Annotated in this window: 18 protein-coding genes; 10 read left to right on the top strand and 8 right to left on the bottom strand. The window is 71.9% G+C overall.

Features of this window, described 5'->3' with window-relative positions:
• Positions 1 to 8: 8 nt before the first annotated feature.
• From WQ53_RS05430 to bfr, 3 genes are all read left to right on the top strand, one after another.
• The gene (locus WQ53_RS05430) at positions 9 to 611 is read left to right on the top strand and encodes an RNA pyrophosphohydrolase (protein WP_052631129.1); all 603 of its coding nucleotides are present in this window, start codon (positions 9 to 11) and stop codon (positions 609 to 611) included.
• A 103-nt stretch (positions 612 to 714) separates the two neighbouring features.
• Positions 715 to 912 carry a (2Fe-2S)-binding protein gene (locus tag WQ53_RS05425; RefSeq protein WP_052631128.1) on the top strand — a complete coding sequence of 66 codons (198 nt, stop codon included), beginning with the start codon at positions 715 to 717 and terminating at the stop codon, positions 910 to 912.
• 107 nt (positions 913 to 1,019) lie between these two features.
• Entirely contained in the window at positions 1,020 to 1,490 is a 471-nt protein-coding gene (bfr, locus tag WQ53_RS05420) for a bacterioferritin (protein WP_052631127.1), read from the top strand.
• Here bfr and WQ53_RS05415 read toward each other — a convergent pair.
• From WQ53_RS05415 to WQ53_RS05405, 3 genes are all read right to left on the bottom strand, one after another.
• Positions 1,463 to 4,144, bottom strand: a complete 2,682-nt coding sequence (locus tag WQ53_RS05415; RefSeq protein WP_236685909.1) for a hybrid sensor histidine kinase/response regulator — start codon at positions 4,142 to 4,144, stop codon at positions 1,463 to 1,465. The genes bfr and WQ53_RS05415 overlap by 28 nt on opposite strands.
• On the bottom strand, positions 4,144 to 6,021 hold the full coding sequence (locus WQ53_RS05410) for an EAL domain-containing protein (RefSeq protein ID WP_052631126.1): 1,878 nt from the start codon (positions 6,019 to 6,021) through the stop codon (positions 4,144 to 4,146). Before WQ53_RS05410 ends, WQ53_RS05415 begins: the two co-directional genes overlap by 1 nt.
• A 75-nt stretch (positions 6,022 to 6,096) precedes the next feature.
• Positions 6,097 to 6,687 (bottom strand): DUF4126 domain-containing protein, encoded by a 591-nt coding sequence (locus WQ53_RS05405; RefSeq protein WP_052631125.1) that lies wholly within the window; start codon positions 6,685 to 6,687, stop codon positions 6,097 to 6,099.
• A 130-nt stretch (positions 6,688 to 6,817) separates the two neighbouring features.
• On the opposite strand from WQ53_RS05405, the gene WQ53_RS05400 reads away from it, so the two are divergent.
• From WQ53_RS05400 to WQ53_RS05380, 5 genes are read left to right on the top strand one after another with little or no spacing between them, the layout of a single operon-like run.
• Complete coding sequence (locus WQ53_RS05400; RefSeq protein WP_052631124.1) at positions 6,818 to 7,534, top strand: DUF6776 family protein; 717 nt, start codon at positions 6,818 to 6,820, stop codon at positions 7,532 to 7,534.
• 18 nt (positions 7,535 to 7,552) lie between these two features.
• A complete protein-coding gene (locus WQ53_RS05395; protein WP_052631123.1) occupies positions 7,553 to 7,984 on the top strand; it encodes a bactofilin family protein in 432 nt (143 codons plus the stop codon).
• 31 nt (positions 7,985 to 8,015) lie between these two features.
• The gene (gene erpA / locus WQ53_RS05390) at positions 8,016 to 8,375 is read left to right on the top strand and encodes an iron-sulfur cluster insertion protein ErpA (RefSeq protein ID WP_052631122.1); all 360 of its coding nucleotides are present in this window, start codon (positions 8,016 to 8,018) and stop codon (positions 8,373 to 8,375) included.
• Between the two features lie 17 nt (positions 8,376 to 8,392).
• On the top strand, positions 8,393 to 9,307 hold the full coding sequence (gene nudC / locus WQ53_RS05385; RefSeq protein WP_052631121.1) for an NAD(+) diphosphatase: 915 nt from the start codon (positions 8,393 to 8,395) through the stop codon (positions 9,305 to 9,307).
• Between the two features lie 53 nt (positions 9,308 to 9,360).
• Positions 9,361 to 10,254 (top strand): hypothetical protein, encoded by an 894-nt coding sequence (locus WQ53_RS05380; RefSeq protein ID WP_052631120.1) that lies wholly within the window; start codon positions 9,361 to 9,363, stop codon positions 10,252 to 10,254.
• Positions 10,255 to 10,761: 507 nt separating this feature from the next.
• Here WQ53_RS05380 and WQ53_RS05375 read toward each other — a convergent pair.
• The 3 genes from WQ53_RS05375 to WQ53_RS05365 form a co-directional block, all read right to left on the bottom strand.
• A complete protein-coding gene (locus WQ53_RS05375; protein WP_052631119.1) occupies positions 10,762 to 11,175 on the bottom strand; it encodes a DUF2752 domain-containing protein in 414 nt (137 codons plus the stop codon).
• A gap of 5 nt (positions 11,176 to 11,180) precedes the next feature.
• A complete protein-coding gene (locus WQ53_RS05370) occupies positions 11,181 to 11,522 on the bottom strand; it encodes a CD225/dispanin family protein (protein ID WP_052631118.1) in 342 nt (113 codons plus the stop codon).
• 178 nt (positions 11,523 to 11,700) lie between these two features.
• The gene (locus WQ53_RS05365) at positions 11,701 to 13,629 is read right to left on the bottom strand and encodes an MFS transporter (protein ID WP_052631117.1); all 1,929 of its coding nucleotides are present in this window, start codon (positions 13,627 to 13,629) and stop codon (positions 11,701 to 11,703) included.
• Between the two features lie 239 nt (positions 13,630 to 13,868).
• On the opposite strand from WQ53_RS05365, the gene ygiD reads away from it, so the two are divergent.
• Positions 13,869 to 14,729 carry a 4,5-DOPA dioxygenase extradiol gene (ygiD, locus tag WQ53_RS05360; RefSeq protein ID WP_236685908.1) on the top strand — a complete coding sequence of 287 codons (861 nt, stop codon included), beginning with the start codon at positions 13,869 to 13,871 and terminating at the stop codon, positions 14,727 to 14,729.
• A 115-nt stretch (positions 14,730 to 14,844) separates the two neighbouring features.
• On the opposite strand, the gene WQ53_RS05355 is transcribed toward ygiD, so the two are convergent.
• Positions 14,845 to 16,083, bottom strand: coding sequence for an MgtC/SapB family protein (locus tag WQ53_RS05355; protein WP_052631116.1), 1,239 nt, complete (start codon positions 16,081 to 16,083; stop codon positions 14,845 to 14,847).
• Between the two features lie 120 nt (positions 16,084 to 16,203).
• Between WQ53_RS05355 and WQ53_RS05350 the strand changes: the two genes are divergently transcribed.
• A complete protein-coding gene (locus tag WQ53_RS05350) occupies positions 16,204 to 17,520 on the top strand; it encodes an amidohydrolase (RefSeq protein ID WP_052631115.1) in 1,317 nt (438 codons plus the stop codon).
• 374 nt (positions 17,521 to 17,894) lie between these two features.
• Here WQ53_RS05350 and purD read toward each other — a convergent pair whose 3' ends face one another.
• Positions 17,895 to 19,184 carry a phosphoribosylamine--glycine ligase gene (gene purD, locus WQ53_RS05345; RefSeq protein ID WP_052631114.1) on the bottom strand — a complete coding sequence of 430 codons (1,290 nt, stop codon included), beginning with the start codon at positions 19,182 to 19,184 and terminating at the stop codon, positions 17,895 to 17,897.
• Positions 19,185 to 19,411: the final 227 nt, after the last annotated feature.

Raw genomic sequence — 19,411 nt, 5'->3', positions numbered from 1 at the left:
TCCGCATCGTGATCGATCCGGACGGATACAGGCCGAACGTCGGCATCGTGCTGATGCGCGCAGACGGCCAGGTGTTCTGGGCGCGTCGCGTGCGCCGGGACGGCTGGCAGTTTCCCCAGGGGGGAATGCGCAGCGACGAGACCCCGACCGAGGCCATGTACCGGGAACTGCACGAGGAAACCGGGTTGCTGCCCGAGCACGTCGAACTGCTCGGCGCCACTCCCGGCTGGCTGCGCTATCGCTTGCCGGGCCGCGCCGTGCGCCGGGGCGGGGAGGGGCCGGTCTGCATCGGCCAGAAGCAGGTCTGGTTCCTGCTGCGCCTGGTCGGCGACGAGGCGGCGGTGCGCTTCGACGCGACCGAGACCCCCGAGTTCGACCACTGGCGCTGGGTCGACTTCTGGTACCCGGTCGAGCACGTGGTGACCTTCAAGCGCGGCGTATACGCCCGGGCCCTGCGCCATCTGGCGCCGCTGGCCGAGGGCGTGGGCGCGAGCGTGCGGGACATGCCGGCCGCGGCCCAGGAAGCCTGGCTGCCCGGCAGCGCCGCCGCCGGGCAGGAGCGGCCACGCCGGCGCCCGCGCGGGACGCGAGGGCGTCGTTCATCCGGCTGAACGACAAGGGCCGCCGCCGGTCGGCATGCGAGTCCTTCCTAATTGACAACGATTCTCATCCTTGGTGGAATGGCGGCGTCGCTCCAGCCTGTGGTCCCCGCCCGTGTACGTCTGCCTCTGCAATGGTGTCACCGACCGCCACATCCGCGAAGCGGTGGAGAAGGGCTGCGGCAGCGTCGGCGAACTGACCATGCGCACCGGCTGTGGTGCCAGCTGCGGTTCCTGCCTGGACATGGCCGCCGACATGATCGCGCAGATGCAGGCCGAACTGCCGCTGCCGGTGCTGGCCTGCGCGGCCTGAACCCGCCTTCCGGCGGCTGCGCCGGCGAATGATCACGATTCGCGTTACCTCGCCGCCGCGCGCGGCGCGCTAGAGTGCGCCCGTTTCCCGCAACACGGAGCGCGGCCATGAAAGGCGACGCCAAGGTCATCGAGTACCTCAACAAGGTGCTGTACAACGAGCTCACCGCGATCAACCAGTACTTCCTGCACGCCAAGATGCTGAAGAACTGGGGCCTGAAGGAATTGGCCGAGCACGAATACAAGGAATCGATCGACGAGATGAAGCACGCCGACTGGCTGTCGGAGCGCATCCTGTTCCTCGAGGGCCTGCCCAACTTCCAGGCGCTGGGCAAGCTGCGCATCGGCGAGACCCCGCGCGAGCTGCTCGAATGCGACCTGGCGCTGGAGATGGACGGCCTGCCGCTGTTGCGCGAGGCCGTCGCCTATGCCGACTCCATCGGCGACTACGTCAGCCGCCAGCTGTTCGTGAAGATCCTCGACTCGGAGGAGGAGCACGTGGATTGGCTGGAGACCCAGCTCGACCTGATCGGGCGTATCGGCGAGCCCAACTACCTGCTCAGCAAGCTCGAGGACTGAGCGGCCGAGGCCGTCGTCGACAGCCAGCCCTGCAGGGCCACGCGCGCGCGCGCGAACTCGGCGATCAGCAGGGCCACCGCCACCGCCGGCCGTTCCAGCGCGTGGGCGCGCGCGCCCAGTTCGATGCGCTTGGCCGCGGCCGACAGCGCCAGCGCGCCGACGTTCGCGCTGGAAGACTTCAGCGCGTGCGCGGCCTCGCGCATGACTTCCAGGTCCGGGATCGCCGAGGCCTGCTCCATCAGCCGGATCAGGCGCGGCGCATCCTCCAGGAACAGATTGACGATCGACAGCGCCTCGTCGCCGGCGATCTCGCGCAGTTCGTCGAGCATCTCCGGTTCCAGCACCGGCGGCGGAGGCGGCAGTGCGGACGGCGCCTCGTCCGCGCGGGGTTCGACCGGAGCCGGAGCAGCCGGCTCGACCGGGGTGCCGACAGGCGGCGGAACGAAGATCGGCATGTCCGGCGCCATCGCCAGCTCCGGTGCGGGCGGGGGGGCTGCGTTCGCGACCGGGGCTGACGCCGGTTTCGGAGTCGCCTGCGCGGCAGGGGTCGCCGGTACCGGTTCGCGCGGCTGCACCGTGGCGGGAGCCGCCGCTGGTGCGGCGGGGGCCGGGCCGGGAGCGGGCGCAGCAGGAGGGGACGGGGTCGCGGCAGCAGTGGGCGTCGCGGCGACGGGTGCAGCCGGCACGGCCGGAGTGACTGGAGCGACCGGAGCCGCCTGGGCGGGGATCGGGGCCGCCGCACGCGCGCCGCCGCGCGCCGGCGCGGTACGCAGCCAGCGGCGCAGGATGGCGTCGAGCTGGTCGCGCGCCACCGGCTTGGACAGGTAGTCGTCCATGCCGGCGTCCAGGCAGCGCTGGCGGTCGCCGGCCATCGCGTTGGCGGTCATCGCCACGATCGGCAGCCGCTTCTCGGGCGCCTGGCCGGCCTCGTGCTCGCGCCAGCGGCGGGTGGCCGAGTAGCCGTCCAGCACCGGCATCTGGCAATCCATCAGCACCAGGTCGTAGCTGCCGCTGGCCATGTGCGACAGCGCCACCTCGCCGTTGGTCGCGGTGTCGCATTCGTAGCCCAGCACCGACAGCAGCTTCTGCGCCACCAGCAGGTTGACCGGGTTGTCCTCCACCAGCAGCAGGCGCGGCGGCGGGCCGGCATGAGCCGTTTCGGCCTGCGTCGCCGGCGTGGCGGGCGCTTCCTCTTCCGGGAACAGGTTCCTGGCCGGCTCCGGCGCCGGCGCCGGCGTTTCCAGCAGGGCGCCGCGCAGGTCCGCGTCCGGCGCCAGGCGTGGCAGCAGGCTGGCGCCTTCACGCAGTTCCTCCGGCACTTCCTCCTCGCCGTACAGCCACAGCAGCCGCACGTCGGCATAGGCCGGCGTGCGCAGCAGCGCGCGGTGCAGCGCGCGGGCACTGTGGCGCAGGCCGTCGTAGTCGGCGACCACGGCCACGAAGCCGGAGGCCTGCCCCGGCGCGGTCTGCTGGCGCAGGCGCTCGAGCGCTTCCTGGGTGGTCTCGACGATGCTGACGGTCATGCCCCAGTTGGGCAGCAGCAGGGCGATCCGCTGGCGCAGGCGCAGGTTCGGGGTGATCGCCAGCACCCGCCGGGCGTCGCTCGCGGTCTGCCGGATCTGCACGTCGCCGATCACCTTCAGCAACGGGATCTCGAACCAGAAGGTCGAGCCCTGCCCGGGCTCGGACTGCACGCCGATGCGGCCGCCCATCAGGTCGACGATGCGCTTGCAGATCGCCAGGCCCAGGCCGGTGCCGCCGTACAGGCGGGTGGTCGAGGCGTCGGCCTGGGTGAAGGCGCGGAACAGCCGCTGCTGCTGCGCGTGGCCGATGCCGATGCCGGTGTCGCGCACCTCGAAGCGCAGCATGTGCTGCGACGCGGTCTCGCCCAGCCGGCGCACCCCGAGCTGGATGCCACCGCGCTCGGTGAACTTGACCGCGTTGCCGATCAGGTTGGTCAGCACCTGGCGCAGGCGCACCGGGTCGCCGCGCACCGGCAGGCGCACGTTCGGGTCGATCTGCAGTTCCAGGCGCAGGCCCTTGCCTTCGGCCGGGCGCTGCATCAGCTGCAGCACCGCCTCCAGCAGCTCGCGCAGGTTGAAGCTGGTGATCTCCAGCTCCAGCCGGTTGGCTTCCAGCTTGGAGTAGTCGAGGATGTCGTCGACGATCCGCAGCAGCTGCTGCGAGGACTCGTGCGCGGTGCGCAGCATCTCGCGCTGGTCCGGGGCCAGGTTGCCGCGCGCGATCAGGTCCAGCATCGGGATGATGCCGTTGAGCGGGGTGCGGATCTCGTGGCTCATCGTGGCCAGGAACTCGCCCTTGGCCATCGCCGCCGACTCGGCCGCGCGCTTGGCCTGCAGCAGCTGCTGCTCGAGCTGGTCGTGGCGGTTGACGTCGCGCTGCAGCAGGGTGCACTCGTCCTCGGCGGCCGCGGCGCGCGCGTTGGCCTCGTTGAGGTCGCGCGTCAGCGCACCGCTGGACACCAGTGCGGCCAGCGCCGACACCAGGGCCAGCAGCGCCAGCCCGGCCGATACCAGGCCCCACGACGCGTGGGCGTTGCCGCTCAGGCCCAGGCCGATGGCCAGCAGGGTGCAGGCGCCGGCCATCGCGGTGAGCACCGGCCACACGCGACGCTGTGCCGGTGCCGCCGCCATCACAGCACCGCGTTCTGGAAGTCGAAGTCCAGCTCGCTGCCGACCGAGCTGACCAGGTTGCCCTGGATGTAGTCGATCCCGCCCATCCACATCGCCGCGGCCGCCTGCGGGTCCTCGATCTGCTGGCCGATCACCTGCAGGCCGAGGCGGTGGGCCTGGTCGATCACTCCGCGCAGCTGGTCGCGCAGCGCCGGATCGGCATGCGCGCCGGCATAGCGCGCGGCCATGCGCACGTAGCCCAGCGGCAGCTGGTTGAGCAGCGCGTCGGCCTCGGTGCCCGGCTCGAACTGGCTCAGGCAGAACTGCACGCCCGCGGCCATCAGCCGGCGGCAGAATTCGCCCAGGGTCACGCTGTGGATCAGCGCGTCGCCCAGGCGCAGGTCGATCACCACCGAGGTGCCGTCGATGCCGCGGCTGGCGATCGTCTGCAGCAGCCAGTCGGCGAAGGCCTCGCGCGCCAGCGTTCGCGGCGACTGCGACACGAACAGGCGCAGCGGGCTGCCGCTGGCGTTGCGCTGGGTGATCATGTCCAGCGCGTACTCCATCACCTGCTGGTCCAGGTCGGCGATGCGGCCGCTGGCCTCGGCGGCCGGCACCACCTGGCCGGCCGACAGCAGGGTGCCGTCGAGCTGGCGCAGGCGCAGCAGCACCTGGTACTGGGCCTGCTCGTTGCCGGCCACCGACACGATCGGCTGGTAGGCCAGTTCGAGCTGGCCCTCGAGCAGGGCCATGCGTTCCTGCGCCTCGGTGTCGCTGGGCGGCACGTAGGCGGCCACGCCGTCGCTGCGCAGGCGCGCCTGCAGGGCGCTGCGCTCGGTGGCCTCCAGCGCCGAGCCGGCGTCGCCGAAGCCGATCGACAGGGCGGTGTAGCCGACCGCGCTGCGCAGCTGCACCTGCTCTTCGTCGCGGACCGCGAATCCCTGTTCGGCCAGGCCGGCGCGCAGGCGCTGCGCGTGCTGCTCCAGGGTGGACTCGTCCAGGTCGCGGGCCAGGCCCAGGAAGCTGTTGTCGTTCAGCCGCGCCAGCGGCGCCGGCGCGCCGATCCGCGCCAGGCACATGCCGGCCTGGGCCATCAGTCGCTCGAAGGCGGCATAGCCGTAGCGCTCGCGCAGGCCCAGGGCGCTGGCGATCTCGATGAAGAACAGGCCGCCGCTGGCGCCCTCGCGCAGCGCCTCGTCGACCTGCTGCAGCAGCCAGCCGCGGGTGGCCAGGCCGGTCTCCGGATGGCTGCGCAGCATCGCATTGGCCTGTGGCGCCGGCTGGCGCAGCTGGGCGCGGGTGCGCTGGATCCGGTTGGACACGGCCGCGATCAGGTGCCGCGGGCGGATGGGTTTGGTCAGGAAGTCGTCGGCGCCGCTCTCCAGCACCTCGAACTGGCGCTCCGGGTCCGGGTCGCCGGTCAGGAACACGATCGGCAGCAGCTGGAATTCCGGCTGCTGGCGGATCAGGGTGGTCAGGCGCATGCCGTCCAGGCCGGGCATGTGCAGGTCCATCAGGATCAGGTCGGGGTCGAAGCGGTGGATCGCGTCGATCACCCCGTCCGGCTGCATCTGCACTTCGGCCTGCATGCCGGCGCCGTGCAGCACGCTCTGCGCGAACAGCGCCTGGGTGCGGTCGTCCTCGACGATCAGGATGCGGTAGGGGGATTCGGCGCCGGCGTCCCGCACCGGCGACCCGGCGGTCGCTGCCGCCGGGGGCTGCGGGGCGGCCGGCGGCGCCCGCCGCTTGGCGGCCGTCATCGCCGGCGCGGCCTGCCCGGCGTCCGGCAGCGCATCCTGCGCCCACCTGCGCCAATAGTGCGGCGGCGGCGTTTCCGCGCGCAGGCGCTGGCGCGCAGCCGCATCCTCCGGCACCGAAGCGGGTTCTCGTACGGCCATCAGTCTTCCCCCTGCTGGGACCGCATTATGTGACCAACAGCGCTCGCCAGGACAAGTACGCGTGCCATCGCCGCCTCACGCCGGTGGCGGAGCGAACAGCCGGCGCACGCCGCGGCTGAGGGTGCGCCAGACCCACCACACCAGCAGCGCGCCGAGCAGGCTGGCGCCGACCACCACCAGCAACGCGATCCACGGGTGGGCGATCGCCAGCGCCAGCCCGCCGATGACCACCGTGTCCTCGGCGGCGGAGGCGACCCAGTTGCTGGCCGGCTCGGGCGAGGTGTTGAGCAGCGCGCGCGAGCCGGTCTTCAGGCCGTGGCTGACCAGGGCCACGCCAGCGCCGGCGGCCAGGGCGCCGGCGCCGAGCTGGCCATCGGGCGAGAGCGCGGCCGCGGCCAGGAAGGCGCCGGCCGGCACCCGGGCCAGGGTCTGCAGCAGGTCCCAGACCGAATCCACGCCCGGGATCTTGTCGGCGAAGAACTCGGCCAGCGCCAGCGCGCCGGAAGTGCCCAGCACCCACCACGACTGGGTCGGTTCCAGCGCCGGCGGCAGGTCGACCCAGCCCATCAGGCCGGCCAGGCCGACGCCGAACACCGTCAGGTAGGCGCGGATCCCGGCCATCCAGGCCAGCAGGATCCCGATCACGTAGATGTGGGCATCGGTCATGGGGCACTCCTCCCTTGGCCGCCGCGAAGGCGCCGATGTGGTCCCGGAGCGGGCCGGCGCTGGGCTAGACTGGCCCGCCCGTTCCGCAGTATAGGCAGAAACCGCCCGCCGCCGGCCCGTCCGCTCCGACATGACCGATCCCGTTCCCCGCTTCCGTGTGGTGCCGCGCCAGCCCGGTTTTTCGAGCCGCGGCTGGGCCATCGCCGTGGGCGTGGTCTGGCTGCTGTCGCTGGTCGCGGTCTGGGCGCTGGCGACCTGGCGCGCCGCGCCGGGCCTGGGCGACACCCGCGACCAGCTGCGCACGGCCGAACGCAGCGCCGCCCAGCAGAAGCGCCAGCTCGACGAGCTGAACCAGCGCATGGTCACCCTGTCGCGCTCGGACCAGATCAGCCGCGCGGCCAACACCGAACTGCAGTCCTCGCTGGCCGAGCGCGACGAGGAGATCGCCGCGCTGCGCGCCGACGTGGCCTTCTACGAGCGGCTGGTCGGCGCCACCGCCCAGCGCAAGGGCCTGAACGTGCACTCGATCGAGTTCTCGCCGACCGAGGCCGGCAGCTGGAACTACCGCGCGGTGCTGACCCAGAACCTGAACCGCGGCGCGATCAGCCAGGGCCAGCTGCGCTTCTCGGTGGAGGGCGTGCGCGCCGGCAAGCTGGCCACGCTCGCCTGGGACGAGCTGCACCAGCGCCCCGACACCCCCGGGCAGGACTATTCGTTCCGGTATTTCCAGGAGCTGACCGGCAACGTGATGCTGCCCAAGGATTTCACCCCCCAGCGTGTGCGAGTCTCCCTGCGGGGCGGCGCGGGGGGCACCGATCAGACTTTCGACTGGAAAACTCGCGGGTAGCGGGGGAGGCAGGTAAACGTGTTCAAGAACAAATCCACCCAGCGTGACGGTTTCGCCATCGACACCCTGATCGGGCCGGACGTGGTCATCCGCGGCGACCTGGAGTTCAGCGGCGGCCTGTACGTGGAAGGCCGCATCGTCGGCAAGGTCACCGCCGCCGAGGGCAAGCCGGCCAGCCTGGTGCTGGCCGAGCAGGGCGCGGTCGAGGGCGAGATCCACGCCCCGGTGGTGATCATCAACGGCAGCCTGACCGGCGACGTGCACGCCGGCGAGCGCATCGAACTGGCGCAGAAGGCGCGGGTGGAGGGCAACGTCCACTACACCGTGGTGGAAATGGCCGCCGGCGCCCAGCTCACCGGCCGCCTGGTCCACGTCCAGTCGCAGGCGCGCGCGGCGGCGGAGGCGGCCGCGCCCACCCCGATCACCGCGGCCAAGGCCGCCAAGGCTTGATCGGCGGCCGCGCCGCCCCCATCTTGGCGCCATGGAGATCCTGCCCAGCTACCAGCAACTCGAGCAGCCGCTGCGTTTCAGCACCGCCGCTGCCGCCAAGGTCCGCGAACTGATCGCCGAGGAGGGCAATGCCGACCTCAAGCTGCGCGTCTACATCCAGGGTGGCGGCTGCTCCGGTTTCCAGTACGGCTTCGAGTTCGACGAGAACCAGGCCGAGGACGACATGGCGGTGGACACCGACGGGGTCGTGCTGCTGGTCGATCCGCTGAGCCTGCAGTACCTGATGGGCGCGGAAGTGGACTACAGCGAGGGGCTGAGCGGCGCGCAGTTCGTGATCCGCAACCCCAACGCCAAGACCACCTGCGGCTGCGGCAGCAGTTTCGCCGTCTGACCCGGCCGGGCCGGCGCATGCCTTCCCCGGCCGCCCTCGACGGTTTCGCGTTCCAGGCATCCACGCTCGACCGCGCCGACGCGCTGCGCGGCGACGCCGCGGCGTTGCGCGAGTCCTGGCCCGACGCCCGCCTGATCGTGCTCGACGGCGAGGGCCGCGCCGCCGCCGATGCCGGCGGCGGCCTGCTGCCGCTGCGCGGCGCCCGGCTCGGCGGCGGGCCGGGAACGGCGGTGTTCCTCGGCCGCGTCGCGGGCGACGCCTGGTTCGCGCTGGATGCGGCCGCCGCGCCGGTGCCGGAGGCCGCGCAGTGGGTCGACCTGCGCAGCGCCGCGGCGCACTGGCCGGCGGAATCGTCCAGCCTGTTCGCCTATGCGCGCGGGATGCTCTACTGGCACGTGCGCAACCGCTACTGCGGCGTCTGCGGCGGCGCGGTCGGGTTCGACCGCGGCGGCTTCGTCGGCCATTGCGCGCAGTGCGGCAACGACCACTATCCGCGCGTGGATCCGGCGGTGATCGTCGCGGTCAGCGATGGCGAGCGGCTGCTGCTGGGGCGCCAGGCCGGCTGGCCACCGCGGCGCTGGTCGGTGATCGCCGGCTTCGTCGAGCCGGGCGAATCGCCCGAGCAGACCGTGGCGCGCGAGGTCCACGAGGAGACCGGAGTGCGGGTGCGCGCCTGCCGCTACCTGGCCGCGCAGCCCTGGCCGTTCCCCGGGGCGCTGATGCTGGGCTTCGAGGCGCTGGCCGAGCCGGACGAGCCGCGCGTGGACGGCGAACTGGAGCAGGCGCGCTGGTTCACCCATGCCGAGGTCGGCGAGGCACTGCGGCGCGATGGCACCGAGGCCGACGGCCTGCTGCTGGCGCCGCCGATCTCGATCGCACGCTCGCTGATCGCGCACTGGCACGCGAACGGGGCGATGCTCACGCCGGCTTAGCGTCCAAAGCGGCGGCCTGCGGCTAGAATCGGCCGCAGGGAGGGTCCCCACCGATGTTCATTACGCTGGTCGCCGTCATCGCTGCGCTGGTGCTGGGGCATGTCGCACCCGCGCTGGGCGGGTCGCTGCGCCAGTTCCAGTGGTACACCCACTGGCTGGAATGGCTGGGGACGCATTCGCGCGAAGGCGCCTTCTGGCGCGGCCGCCACGGCATCTGGCTGGCGGTGCTGCCGCCGGTACTGCTGGTGGCGCTGCTGCAGTTCGCGCTGGACGGCCGGGTGCTGGGGCTGGCCAGCCTGGTGTTCGGCGTGGTCGTTCTGGTCTGCGCCTGGGGCCCGCGCGACCTGGACATCGACGTGGAGGCCGCGCTCGACGCATCCGATCCGGACACCCGGCGTGCGCGCCTGGCGCAGCTGGCGCCGGAACCGGGAGCGGCGGTCGTCGAGGGGCCGGTGCTGCCGGGCGTGGTGGTGCGCAGCGGGTTGCGGCGCTGGTTCGCGCCGCTGCTGTGGTTCCTGCTGCTCGGCCCGGCCGGGGCGGTGCTGTACCGGCTGGTCGAGCGCGCGGCGCTGGCCGATGCGGCGGTCCTGCCGGCGGACAACGCGGCCGGCGCGCGCGCGGTGCTGCGCTGGCTGGAATGGCCGGTGGCGCAGTTGATGACCCTGGCGCTGGCGCTGGCCGGCAACTTCGACCTGGTGTTCCGCGCCTGGCGCGCGGCCGGCGGCGACCGCTGGCAGGCCGACAGCGGCTTCCTCGAGGCCAGCGGGCGTGCCGCGGTCCGCGGCGAACTGGCCGAGGAGGCCGAGGACTACCTGCGCGAGGGCCAGCCGCTGCCGGTGGCCGGCGACCTGGTCGAACTGCGCGACGCGATGAGCCTGGTCTGGCGCATGCTGCTGCTTTGGCTGGCACTGCTGGCGCTGCTGATCATCGCCGGCTGGGTCAGCTGAACACCTGCGTGATTGCCGGCATGCACCGGTTCTGCATGTACATGTAGGAGCCGGGTTCAGCCGGCGACAGGGGCGTCGGAACCACGGGGCAGTCGCCTGTGCCGACGTGGCGTGTCGCCGGCTAAACCCGGCTCCTACAATGAGGCGGTGCCGCGCGTCCGTAGGGCCGTCGTGGGGTGTACGGATGCCGGAGACGCGCCGCCGCACGCCTGCGGCATTGCCGCCAAGCGATGGTTTCAGCCCGGCGCGAGCAGGGTGAAGGGAAACCAGGGCAGGTTGCGGGCGATCCGCGCCGCGCCAGGCAAGCAATAATGCGCGAAGCCGAGGAACGCGCCGCCGCGCGCTAGCTGACGGACCGCTTGGACGAGGCTTTAATTCAACCCGGCGCGAGCAGGGTGAAAGGAAACCAGGGCAGATTGCGGGCGATCCGCGCCAGGCAGGCCCTCGGGCGCGAGGGCGATGAACGCGCCGCCGCGCGCCAGCGGCAATACCGCCAAGTGACGTTTTTCAGCCGGGCGCGAGCAGCGTGAAGGGGAACCACGGCAGGTTGCGGGCGATCCAGTAAGACGGCAACACCCACAACCACACCTTAGGCTCCATCGCCACCGCCATCAGCGGTCGCAACGCGCGCGGCTGCCAGCCCTGGCTCCAGGCCACCATCAGCGCCATCAGCGGCAGCGCCAGTATCCCCAGCGGATTCATCCCGAAAGCGCCGGCCAGGTCGCCATGCACCAGCGCGTGCAGGGCTCGGGTCAGGCCGCAGCCGATGCAGTACAGCCCGGTGAAGGCGTGGAACATGCACGGCGGGAAGAGACTTCCCGCCGCGTTCGGATCGTAGGTGCGCAGCAGCCACACGCCGGCGCCGGCCGCGACCGCGGCCGACGCCACTCCAGCGATCCGGAGCGCGCGCGAGGCTGCCATAGCCGTTACTGCAGGGCCTGCATCTGCTCGATCATCTGCTGGTACTCGCTCAGGCCGCCGGTCGAGACGAAGTAGATGTTCATCAGCAGGCCGATGATCGCCAGCGCGGTGGCGACCCAGCACCAGGTCTTGGCATTGGCCGAGGCGCGGCGCGCACCGTCGATGTCGCCCTGGCGGAGCAGGCCGTTGACCTTGCTGGAGAACACGATCGCGACGATGCCGACCAGGCCCAGCGGGCAGCACAGGCAGGTGGCCAGCACGGTCGAGATGATCGCCCAGGCCAGGTAGTTGGGGACCGGCTCGTTCACCGGCGCGGCGGTCGGGGTGGGGGGCGGGACGTAGCTCATTGCACTGCCTCCTGGCGGTTCGGGTGATGGATCGTGCGTTACAGCGTGGCCGTCATCGCCCGTGGCCGGGCGCGAAACGCGGGGGACATCAGAGTGGCGGTGCCGGCGCGGCCGGCGCTTCCCCCGCGCGCTCGCCGCAAGACTAACCGACCGGCCGTTGCCGGCAAAGCCGCGTGAGCTACGCGGCGTCGCCGCGCAACCGGCGCACCATCGCCTCCAGTTCCTCCGCAGAGGGTTGGCCTTCCACCGGGGCCGCCGCCACGACCTCCACGTGCGCGCGGAACCGGCGCGGCACCCGCATCCGGCCAAGCCGCCCGCTTTCGGCGCGTTCGCTGCGCCGGCTCCACATGCTGCTCCACATGCCGCGCAGTGCCATCGGCACCACCGGCACCGGCCGTCCGGCCGCCGCGGCGCGCTCGAGGATCTTCTCCACGCCCGACTTGAACGGGGCGATCTCCCCGTCCCTGGTCAGCGCTCCTTCCGGGAAAATGCAGACCAGTTCGCCCTCGACCAGCGCGGTATCGATCTGGTCGAAGGCGCGCTGCATCAGTGCCGGGTCCTCGCGTGCGCCGGCGATCGGGATCGCCTTGGCGGTGCGGAAGATCCAGCGCATCACCGGCACGTTGAAGATCCGGTAGTACATGACGAAGCGCACCGGCCGCGGGATGGTCGCGGCCAGGATCAGCGCGTCCATGTAGCTGACGTGGTTGCACACGATCAGCGCGGCGCCCTCGTCGGGCACGTGCTTCTCGATGCCGTGCAGCTGCAGCCGGTACAGGGTGCGCACCAGCAGCCAGCTGAGGAAGCGCATCAGGAACTCGGGCACGATCGTGAAGATCCAGATCGCGACCAGGGTGTTGGCGATCGCCAGGGCCAGGAACACCTGCGGGATGGTCCAGCCCAGCAGCCGCTGCACGGCGATCCCGATCAGCGCGGCCATCACGATGAACAGCGCGTTCTGGATGTTCATGCCGGCGATCACGCGCGCCATTTCCCGCTTGGGCGTGCGGCTCTGGATCAGCGCGAACAGCGGCACCACGAAGAAGCCGGTGAACAGGCCGATGCCGGTCAGGTCGAGCATGATCCGCGCGCTGCCCGGCGCACGCACGAATTCGGCCACGCTCATGCCCGTCGCCAGCGCCTGTCCCGGGCGGGCGAAGTACAGGTCGAACAGGAACGCGCTGACGCCGAACGCGCCCAGCGGCACCAGGCCGATCTCGACGATGCGGCCGGAGAGCTTCTCGCACAGCAGCGAACCGGTGCCCACGCCGATCGAGAACAGCGCCAGGCCCAGGACGTACAGCGCCTGCGTGCCGCCCAGGTTGGTCTCGGCGTAGACCGGCAACTGCGCGGTCAGCGCGGTGCCGATGAACCAGAACCAGGACACGCCCAGCACCGCGTTGCGCACCGCCAGCTGGCGGCGGGTCAGCTTCCAGATGCGCCACGACTGGCGCGCGATGTTCCAGCTGACCTCCAGCCCGGGTTCGCCGGCGTCCACCCGCGGGATGCGCCGGGCGACAATGTTGCCGGCGACCGCCAGCAGGATGATCGACACGGCCGCCACGTATGGCCCGGCGGCGCCGGCGAGCAGGAAGATCGATCCGCCGAAGATCATGCCGACCAGGATCGACATCGAGGTGCCCATCTCGACCAGGCCGTTGCCGCCGGTCAGTTCCTCCGGCGCCAGCACCGAGGGCAGGATCGAGTACTTCACCGGCCCGAACAGCGTGGACTGCAGGCCGGTGCAGAACAGCGCCACCAGCAGCAGCGGCATGTTCTGCAGCAGGAAGCCGACCGCCGCCAGCGACATGATCGCGATCTCCATGGCGGTGGTGATCACGATCAGCTTCTGCTTCTCCAGCCGCTCGGCGATCTGGCCGGCGGTGGCCGAGAACAGGAAGTAGGGCACGATGAAGATCGCCGGCGCCAGCTGGGTGTAGAGCGCACGGGTCTCGGACGACAGGGTGCCGGCCAGCACCATCGCCCCCAGCAGGCCGATGATCGCCTGGCGGTAGACGTTGTCGTTGAAGGCGCCCAGGGCCTGGACGATGAAGTAGGGCAGGAAGCGGCGCTGGGTCAGCAGCGAGAACTGGCTGTAGCCGGACATGCGGGCCTCCGCGGGACTGCGCGGAGCCTAGCAGATGGGTATGGCAACGTTGCGTTCCACCCGCCCGCGGCGCGCCCACGCCCGGATTGGCATAGGCTGTCCACCGTTGCCCATATACCTTGCCGCCGTGCAGGAGCGGCACCAGCCGCAGCCGCCACGGCCGGTTGCCAGAACCCTTCGCAGGCCACAGCGTTCGCGGCTGATGCCGCTCCTGCAACGGCACATGCTGGAGAGATGAGATGACCACGCCGCTCATGCCTGCCGCCTTCCTCGGCCACGGCAGTCCGATGAACGCACTGGAGCGCAACCGCTACACCGGGGCCTGGCGCGCCTTCGGCGCCGCGGTGCCGCGGCCGCGCGCGATCCTGGCCGTGTCCGCGCACTGGTACGTCAACGCCACCGCGGTCACCGCGATGGCGCGGCCGCGTACGATCCACGACTTCTACGGCTTCCCGCAGGCGCTGTTCGACATCCAGTACCCGGCACCGGGGTTGCCGGCGCTGGTCGAGGAAGTTGCCGATGCGGTCAAGCCGGACAGCGTGGGCGCGGACATCGACGGTTGGGGCATCGACCACGGCACCTGGTCGGTGCTGGTGCACGCCTTTCCCGACGCGGACATCCCGGTGGTGCAGCTGTCGATCGACGCGCGCAAGCCGCCGGAATGGCACCTGGCGCTGGGCGCGAAGCTGGCGGCGCTGCGCGAGCGCGGCGTGCTGGTCGTCGGCAGCGGCAACGTGGTCCACAACCTGCGCGCGATCGACTGGCACCAGCCCGACGGTGCGTTCGACTGGTCGCGCCGGTTCGACGAGCGCGCGCGCGAACTGATGCGCGAGCGGCCGCACGACATCCCCTCGCTGGTTTCGCATCCGGACTACCACCTGGCGGTGCCCACACCGGACCACTTCCTGCCGCTGCTGTACATCGCCGGGCTGGCCGCCGCATCCGGGCGCCCGGCCGATGTGCTGGTGGACGGCTACGCCTACGGTTCGTTGTCGATGACCGCCTACACGCTCGATGCGCGATGCCAGGAAACCGGCGGTGACCGCCACGGCGCCGCGCCGCTGGCCACCGACCTGCCGCCGGAGCAGGCCAACGTCTGATCCTGTGGTGGCTCCGCCGGCGCAGCGCGGGTCACCGATACGGAAACGCGCCGGCCGGCCGATGGCATGTGGTGCTGTGCCACGATGCCGGCTACGGGAGGCGCGTCCGCCACGCCTACCGGACGGCGGTGAACCAGGTTGCCAGCGCCGCGGCCGCGGTCATCGACACCAGCCCGGCACCGACGCGCAGGCCATAGCCGGCGCCGCCGCTGCTGAAGGCGAGCAGGGTCTTGGCCAGCGTGGTCGAGGCCAGCAGGGCGACCAGGCCCCAGCGCGCCTCGGCCGGGGTGATGCCGCCGGTGGCGGCCAGGCGCGCGATGGTGGCGCCGGCGGCCTGCAGTTCGGCCAGCGCGGCGACCGCCGCGCCGACCATCGCCCCGGCCTCGCCGAAAAGGTGGCGCAGCGCTTCGGCCAGCAGCATCACCAGTGCGATCAGCAGCGCGATCAGCAGCGCGTGGCTGAGGTGGAAGGCGCGCGCCTTCGGATCCGCCGGCAGGTTGCCGGTTGCGTCGCGACGCAGCAGGCCGGTGGCGGCCGCTGTCAGCAGCGCCGCGCCGGCAGCGGCCATCGGCCAGGCCGAGGCCCAGACCAGTGCGGGCGATACCGTGCCGATCACCGCCACCAGCAGCAACAGCGAGGCCAGGTTGGCCAGCAGCGCGGCGGCGGTCGCGGCCGCCTGCAGCGCCGGCTGTTCGCGCGACAGCTGGCCGAAGCTGACCACCGCGGCGGTGGACGAGGCGAAGCCGGAGAAGAAGCCGGCCACCGGCAGGCCGCGCCGCACGCCGACCGCGCGCCGGGCGACGTGGCCGAGCATGCCCACCGCCATGATCAGCACCACGATCCGCCACAGCATCGCCGGCTGGACCACGCCCCAGGGATCGACCGGTTCGTCGGGCAGCAGCGGCAGCACCACCAGCGCGGCGGCGGCCAGCACCAGGCCGTCCTGCATCTCGCGTTCGCTGATCAGGTCGCGGCTCAGCCGCCGCAGCGGTCCCTTGGCCCATAGCAGGATCGCCACCACCACGCCGAGCGCGGCGGCCAGCGCGGGCGAGTGGTGGGTGAGCGCGCCGAGCAGCACGGTGACCAGCATCGCCACCTCGCCGGTGAGGCCCGGATCGCGCTGGCGGCTGACCCGGTAGCTGGCCAGCGCCAGCAGCGCGACCGCGGCCAGCACCACCAGCAGCGCGGCGGTACCCAGGCCCATGGCGATGGCGCCGGCCAGCGCGAGCAGCGCATGCGTGCGCACTCCGGCCTTGCCGATGCGGTCGGCGTGCTGGCGCTCGCGCACCGCGCCGATCAGCAGGCCGATGCCCAGCGCGGCGGTGAGCGCGGCGAGGGTGTCGTTCCAGTCCAAGCACACTCCAGGAGCGGGCGACTTCTTCCGCGAAGCGGGCGCAGCCTAGCAGATGCCGGTATTGGCCGGCGTCCGGCAGCGTCGCGCTACCATCGATCACTCCGACAGGAAATTTCCCCGATGCCGTTGCCGCCGCGCCTGCTGTGCCTGCTGCTGGTCGTGTTCCCGTCCTCGCTGCTGGCCGCCGCGCCGGCGCCGGCCGATGCCGCCGCCGCGCAGCGCGAGGCGATGGTGCAGTGGCGCCGTGATTTCCATCGCCATCCGGAACTGGGCGGACATGAAGTGCGCACGGCGGAGGCGATCGCCCGCGAATTGCGCGCGCTGGGCCTGGAGCCGCGCACCGGCATCGCCCGTACCGGCGTGACGGCGGTGCTCAAGGGCGCGCTGCCCGGGCCGCGGATCGCGTTGCGCGCGGACATGGATGCGCTGCCGGTGACGGAAGAGACCGGCCTGCCGTTCGCCTCCACCGCGACCTCGACCTACCGCGGCCAGCCGGTCGGGGTGATGCACGCGTGCGGCCATGACATGCACATGGCGATCCTGCTGGGCGTGGCGCGCGCGCTGGCCGCGCGCCGCGATTCGCTGCCGGGCGAGGTGATGTTCGTGTTCCAGCCTTCGGAGGAGGGGCCGGACGAGCCGGGTGCGCCGTTCGGCGCCCGGCTGATGCTGGACGAGGGCGTGTGGAAGGACTTCACGCCCGAGGCGGTGTTCGGCCTGCACGTGTGGGCCGGCCTGCCGGTGGGCCAGGTCGGCTTCCGCAGCGGCCCGCTGCTGGCCAGCGCCGACGAATGGACCCTGACCGTGCGCGGCCGCCAGACCCACGGCTCGCGGCCGTGGGACGGGGTGGACCCGATCACCATCGGCGCGCAGATCCTGCTCGGCACGCAGAGCCTGATCGCGCGCCAGGTCAACATCGCCAGCACCCCGGTGGTGCTGACCGCCGGCCAGTTCAACAGCGGCGTGCGCTTCAACATCATCCCCGACGAGGCGAAGCTGGTCGGCACGCTGCGCACCTTCGACCCGGCGGTGCGCGAGGACGTGATCGCGCGCTTCGACCGCATCGCGCGGGACTACGCGCACGCGGCCGGCGGCACTGCCGAACTGCAGGTGGCCAGCAACGCGCCGGCCACGGTCAACGACCCGGTGCTGGCGCGGCGGGTATGGCCGTCGCTGCGCGCCGCGGTCGGCGAGGAGCATGCGGTGGAGATGCCGCTGGTGACGGTGGCCGAGGACTTCTCGCAGTTCGCCAACGAAGTGCCCGGCGCCTACTTCTTCGTCGGCACCACGCCGGCCGCGAAGGACCCGGCGGCCGTGCCGATCAACCATTCGCCGCACTACGCGCCGGACGAGGCGGCGCTGGAGGTCGGTGCGCGGGCGATGCTGCAGGTGGCGCTGGACTACCTGGAGGGCCGTGGCGTGGAGGCGGCAGGTCGCTGACACTCCTGTTGCAGGAGCTGGCTTGCCGGTGGCAGGGCGCGGGCAGGGAACGCCATCGTGATTCCAACGCCCGTGTCGCCAGCAAGCTCGGCTCCTACAGAAGGCCGACGCCGCTGCTGTTGTAGGAGCCGGGTTCAGCCGGCGACACCGACGCCGTGGGCCCAGGCGACGCCCCCATGGTCCCGACGCCCGTGTCGCCGACTGAAGTCGGCTCCTACAGAAGGGCGGTGGCATTGCAGCTGATGTAGGAGCCGGGTTCAGCCGGCGACCCGACGCCGTGGGCACAGGCGACGTCCTCGTGATCCCGACGCTCGTGTCGCCGACTGAAGTCAGCTCCTACAAGACAGCGGCCGCGCCCTACGGTGTCTTGCGGCTCAGCCGCGCTCGCGCTCGATCGCGCGCCAGCCGATGTCGCGGCGGTGGAACTCGTTGGCCCAGTGGATCGCGTCGACACCGGCGTAAGCATGGCGCTGCGCGTCGGACACGCTGTCGCCCAGCGCGGCCACGCACAGCACGCGGCCGCCGGCGCTGACCACGTTGCCGTCCGCGTCCAGCGCGGTGCCGGCATGGAACACCTTGGCGCCGGCTGGCACCGCGTCCAGGCCGGCGATGACGTCGCCGGTGACAGGCGTGTCCGGATACGGGCGCGCGGCCATCACCACGCCCAGCGACGGGCGCGGGTCCCACTGCGCCTGTACCTGGTCGAGCCGGCCGTCGATCGCCGCCTCGACCAGCTCGACCAGGTCCGAGCGCAGGCGCAGCATCACCGGCTGGGTCTCCGGGTCGCCGAAGCGCACGTTGAACTCGATCACCTTCGGCGCGCCGGACGCGTCGATCATCAGCCCCGCGTAAAGGAAGCCGGTGAACGGCACGCCGTCGGCGGCCATGCCGGCCACGGTCGGCTCCACCACTTCGCGCATCACCCGCGCATGCACGTCCGGCGTGACCACCGGGGCCGGCGAATACGCGCCCATGCCACCGGTGTTGGGGCCGGTGTCGCCGTCGCCCACGCGCTTGTGGTCCTGGCTGGTGGCCATCGGCAGCGCGGTGCGGCCGTCGACCATGGAGATGAAGCTGGCTTCCTCGCCCTCGAGGAATTCCTCGACCACCACCCGCGCGCCGGCGTCGCCGAAGGCATTGCCGGAGAGCATGTCGCGCACCGCGGCCTCGGCTTCCTCCAGCGTCATCGCCACGATCACGCCCTTGCCGGCGGCCAGGCCGTCGGCCTTGACCACGATCGGCGCGCCCTTCTCCCGGATATACGCCAGTGCGGCGTCCACCTCGGTGTGCACCGCGTGGAACGCAGTCGGGATGCCGTGCCGGGCGAGGAAGTCCTTGGCGTAGGCCTTGCTGCCCTCCAGCTGCGCGGCGGCGGCGGTGGGACCGAAGATGCGCAGGCCGGCGGCGCGGAAGCGGTCGACCACGCCGGCCACCAGCGGCACCTCGGGGCCGACCACGGTCAGCGCCACGCCCTCGCGTTGCGCCAGTTCCAGCAGGCCGTCGATGTCGGTGGCCTTGACCGGCGCGTTGCGGCAGCCGGCCTCGGTCGCGGTACCGGCGTTGCCCGGGGCGACGATCACCTCCGACACGCGCGGGGACTGCGCCAGCTTCCACGCCAGCGCGTGCTCGCGGCCACCGGATCCGATCACCAGGACTTTGGACATTGCGGATAAACCCGAGGAAAGGGGACGGCGATTCTAGCCTGCCGGTGCGGCCGGCCGGGGACGCGCGCAGTGGTGTGCGCGTTCAATGCCGTCGTCCCGGCGCACGCCGGGACCCAGTGACTCCAGTTTCGCGACGATGCAGGACTACAGGCGAAAGACGCTGGGTCCCGGCGTGCGCCGGGACGACGGGGCAGGAGCTTCAGGGACAGCGAGGCGGGTGGTGCAGC

The organism is Pseudoxanthomonas suwonensis (genome assembly GCF_000972865.1).
Classification (GTDB): domain Bacteria; phylum Pseudomonadota; class Gammaproteobacteria; order Xanthomonadales; family Xanthomonadaceae; genus Pseudoxanthomonas; species Pseudoxanthomonas suwonensis_B.
This window is presented reverse-complemented; position numbering and strand designations above follow the sequence as displayed.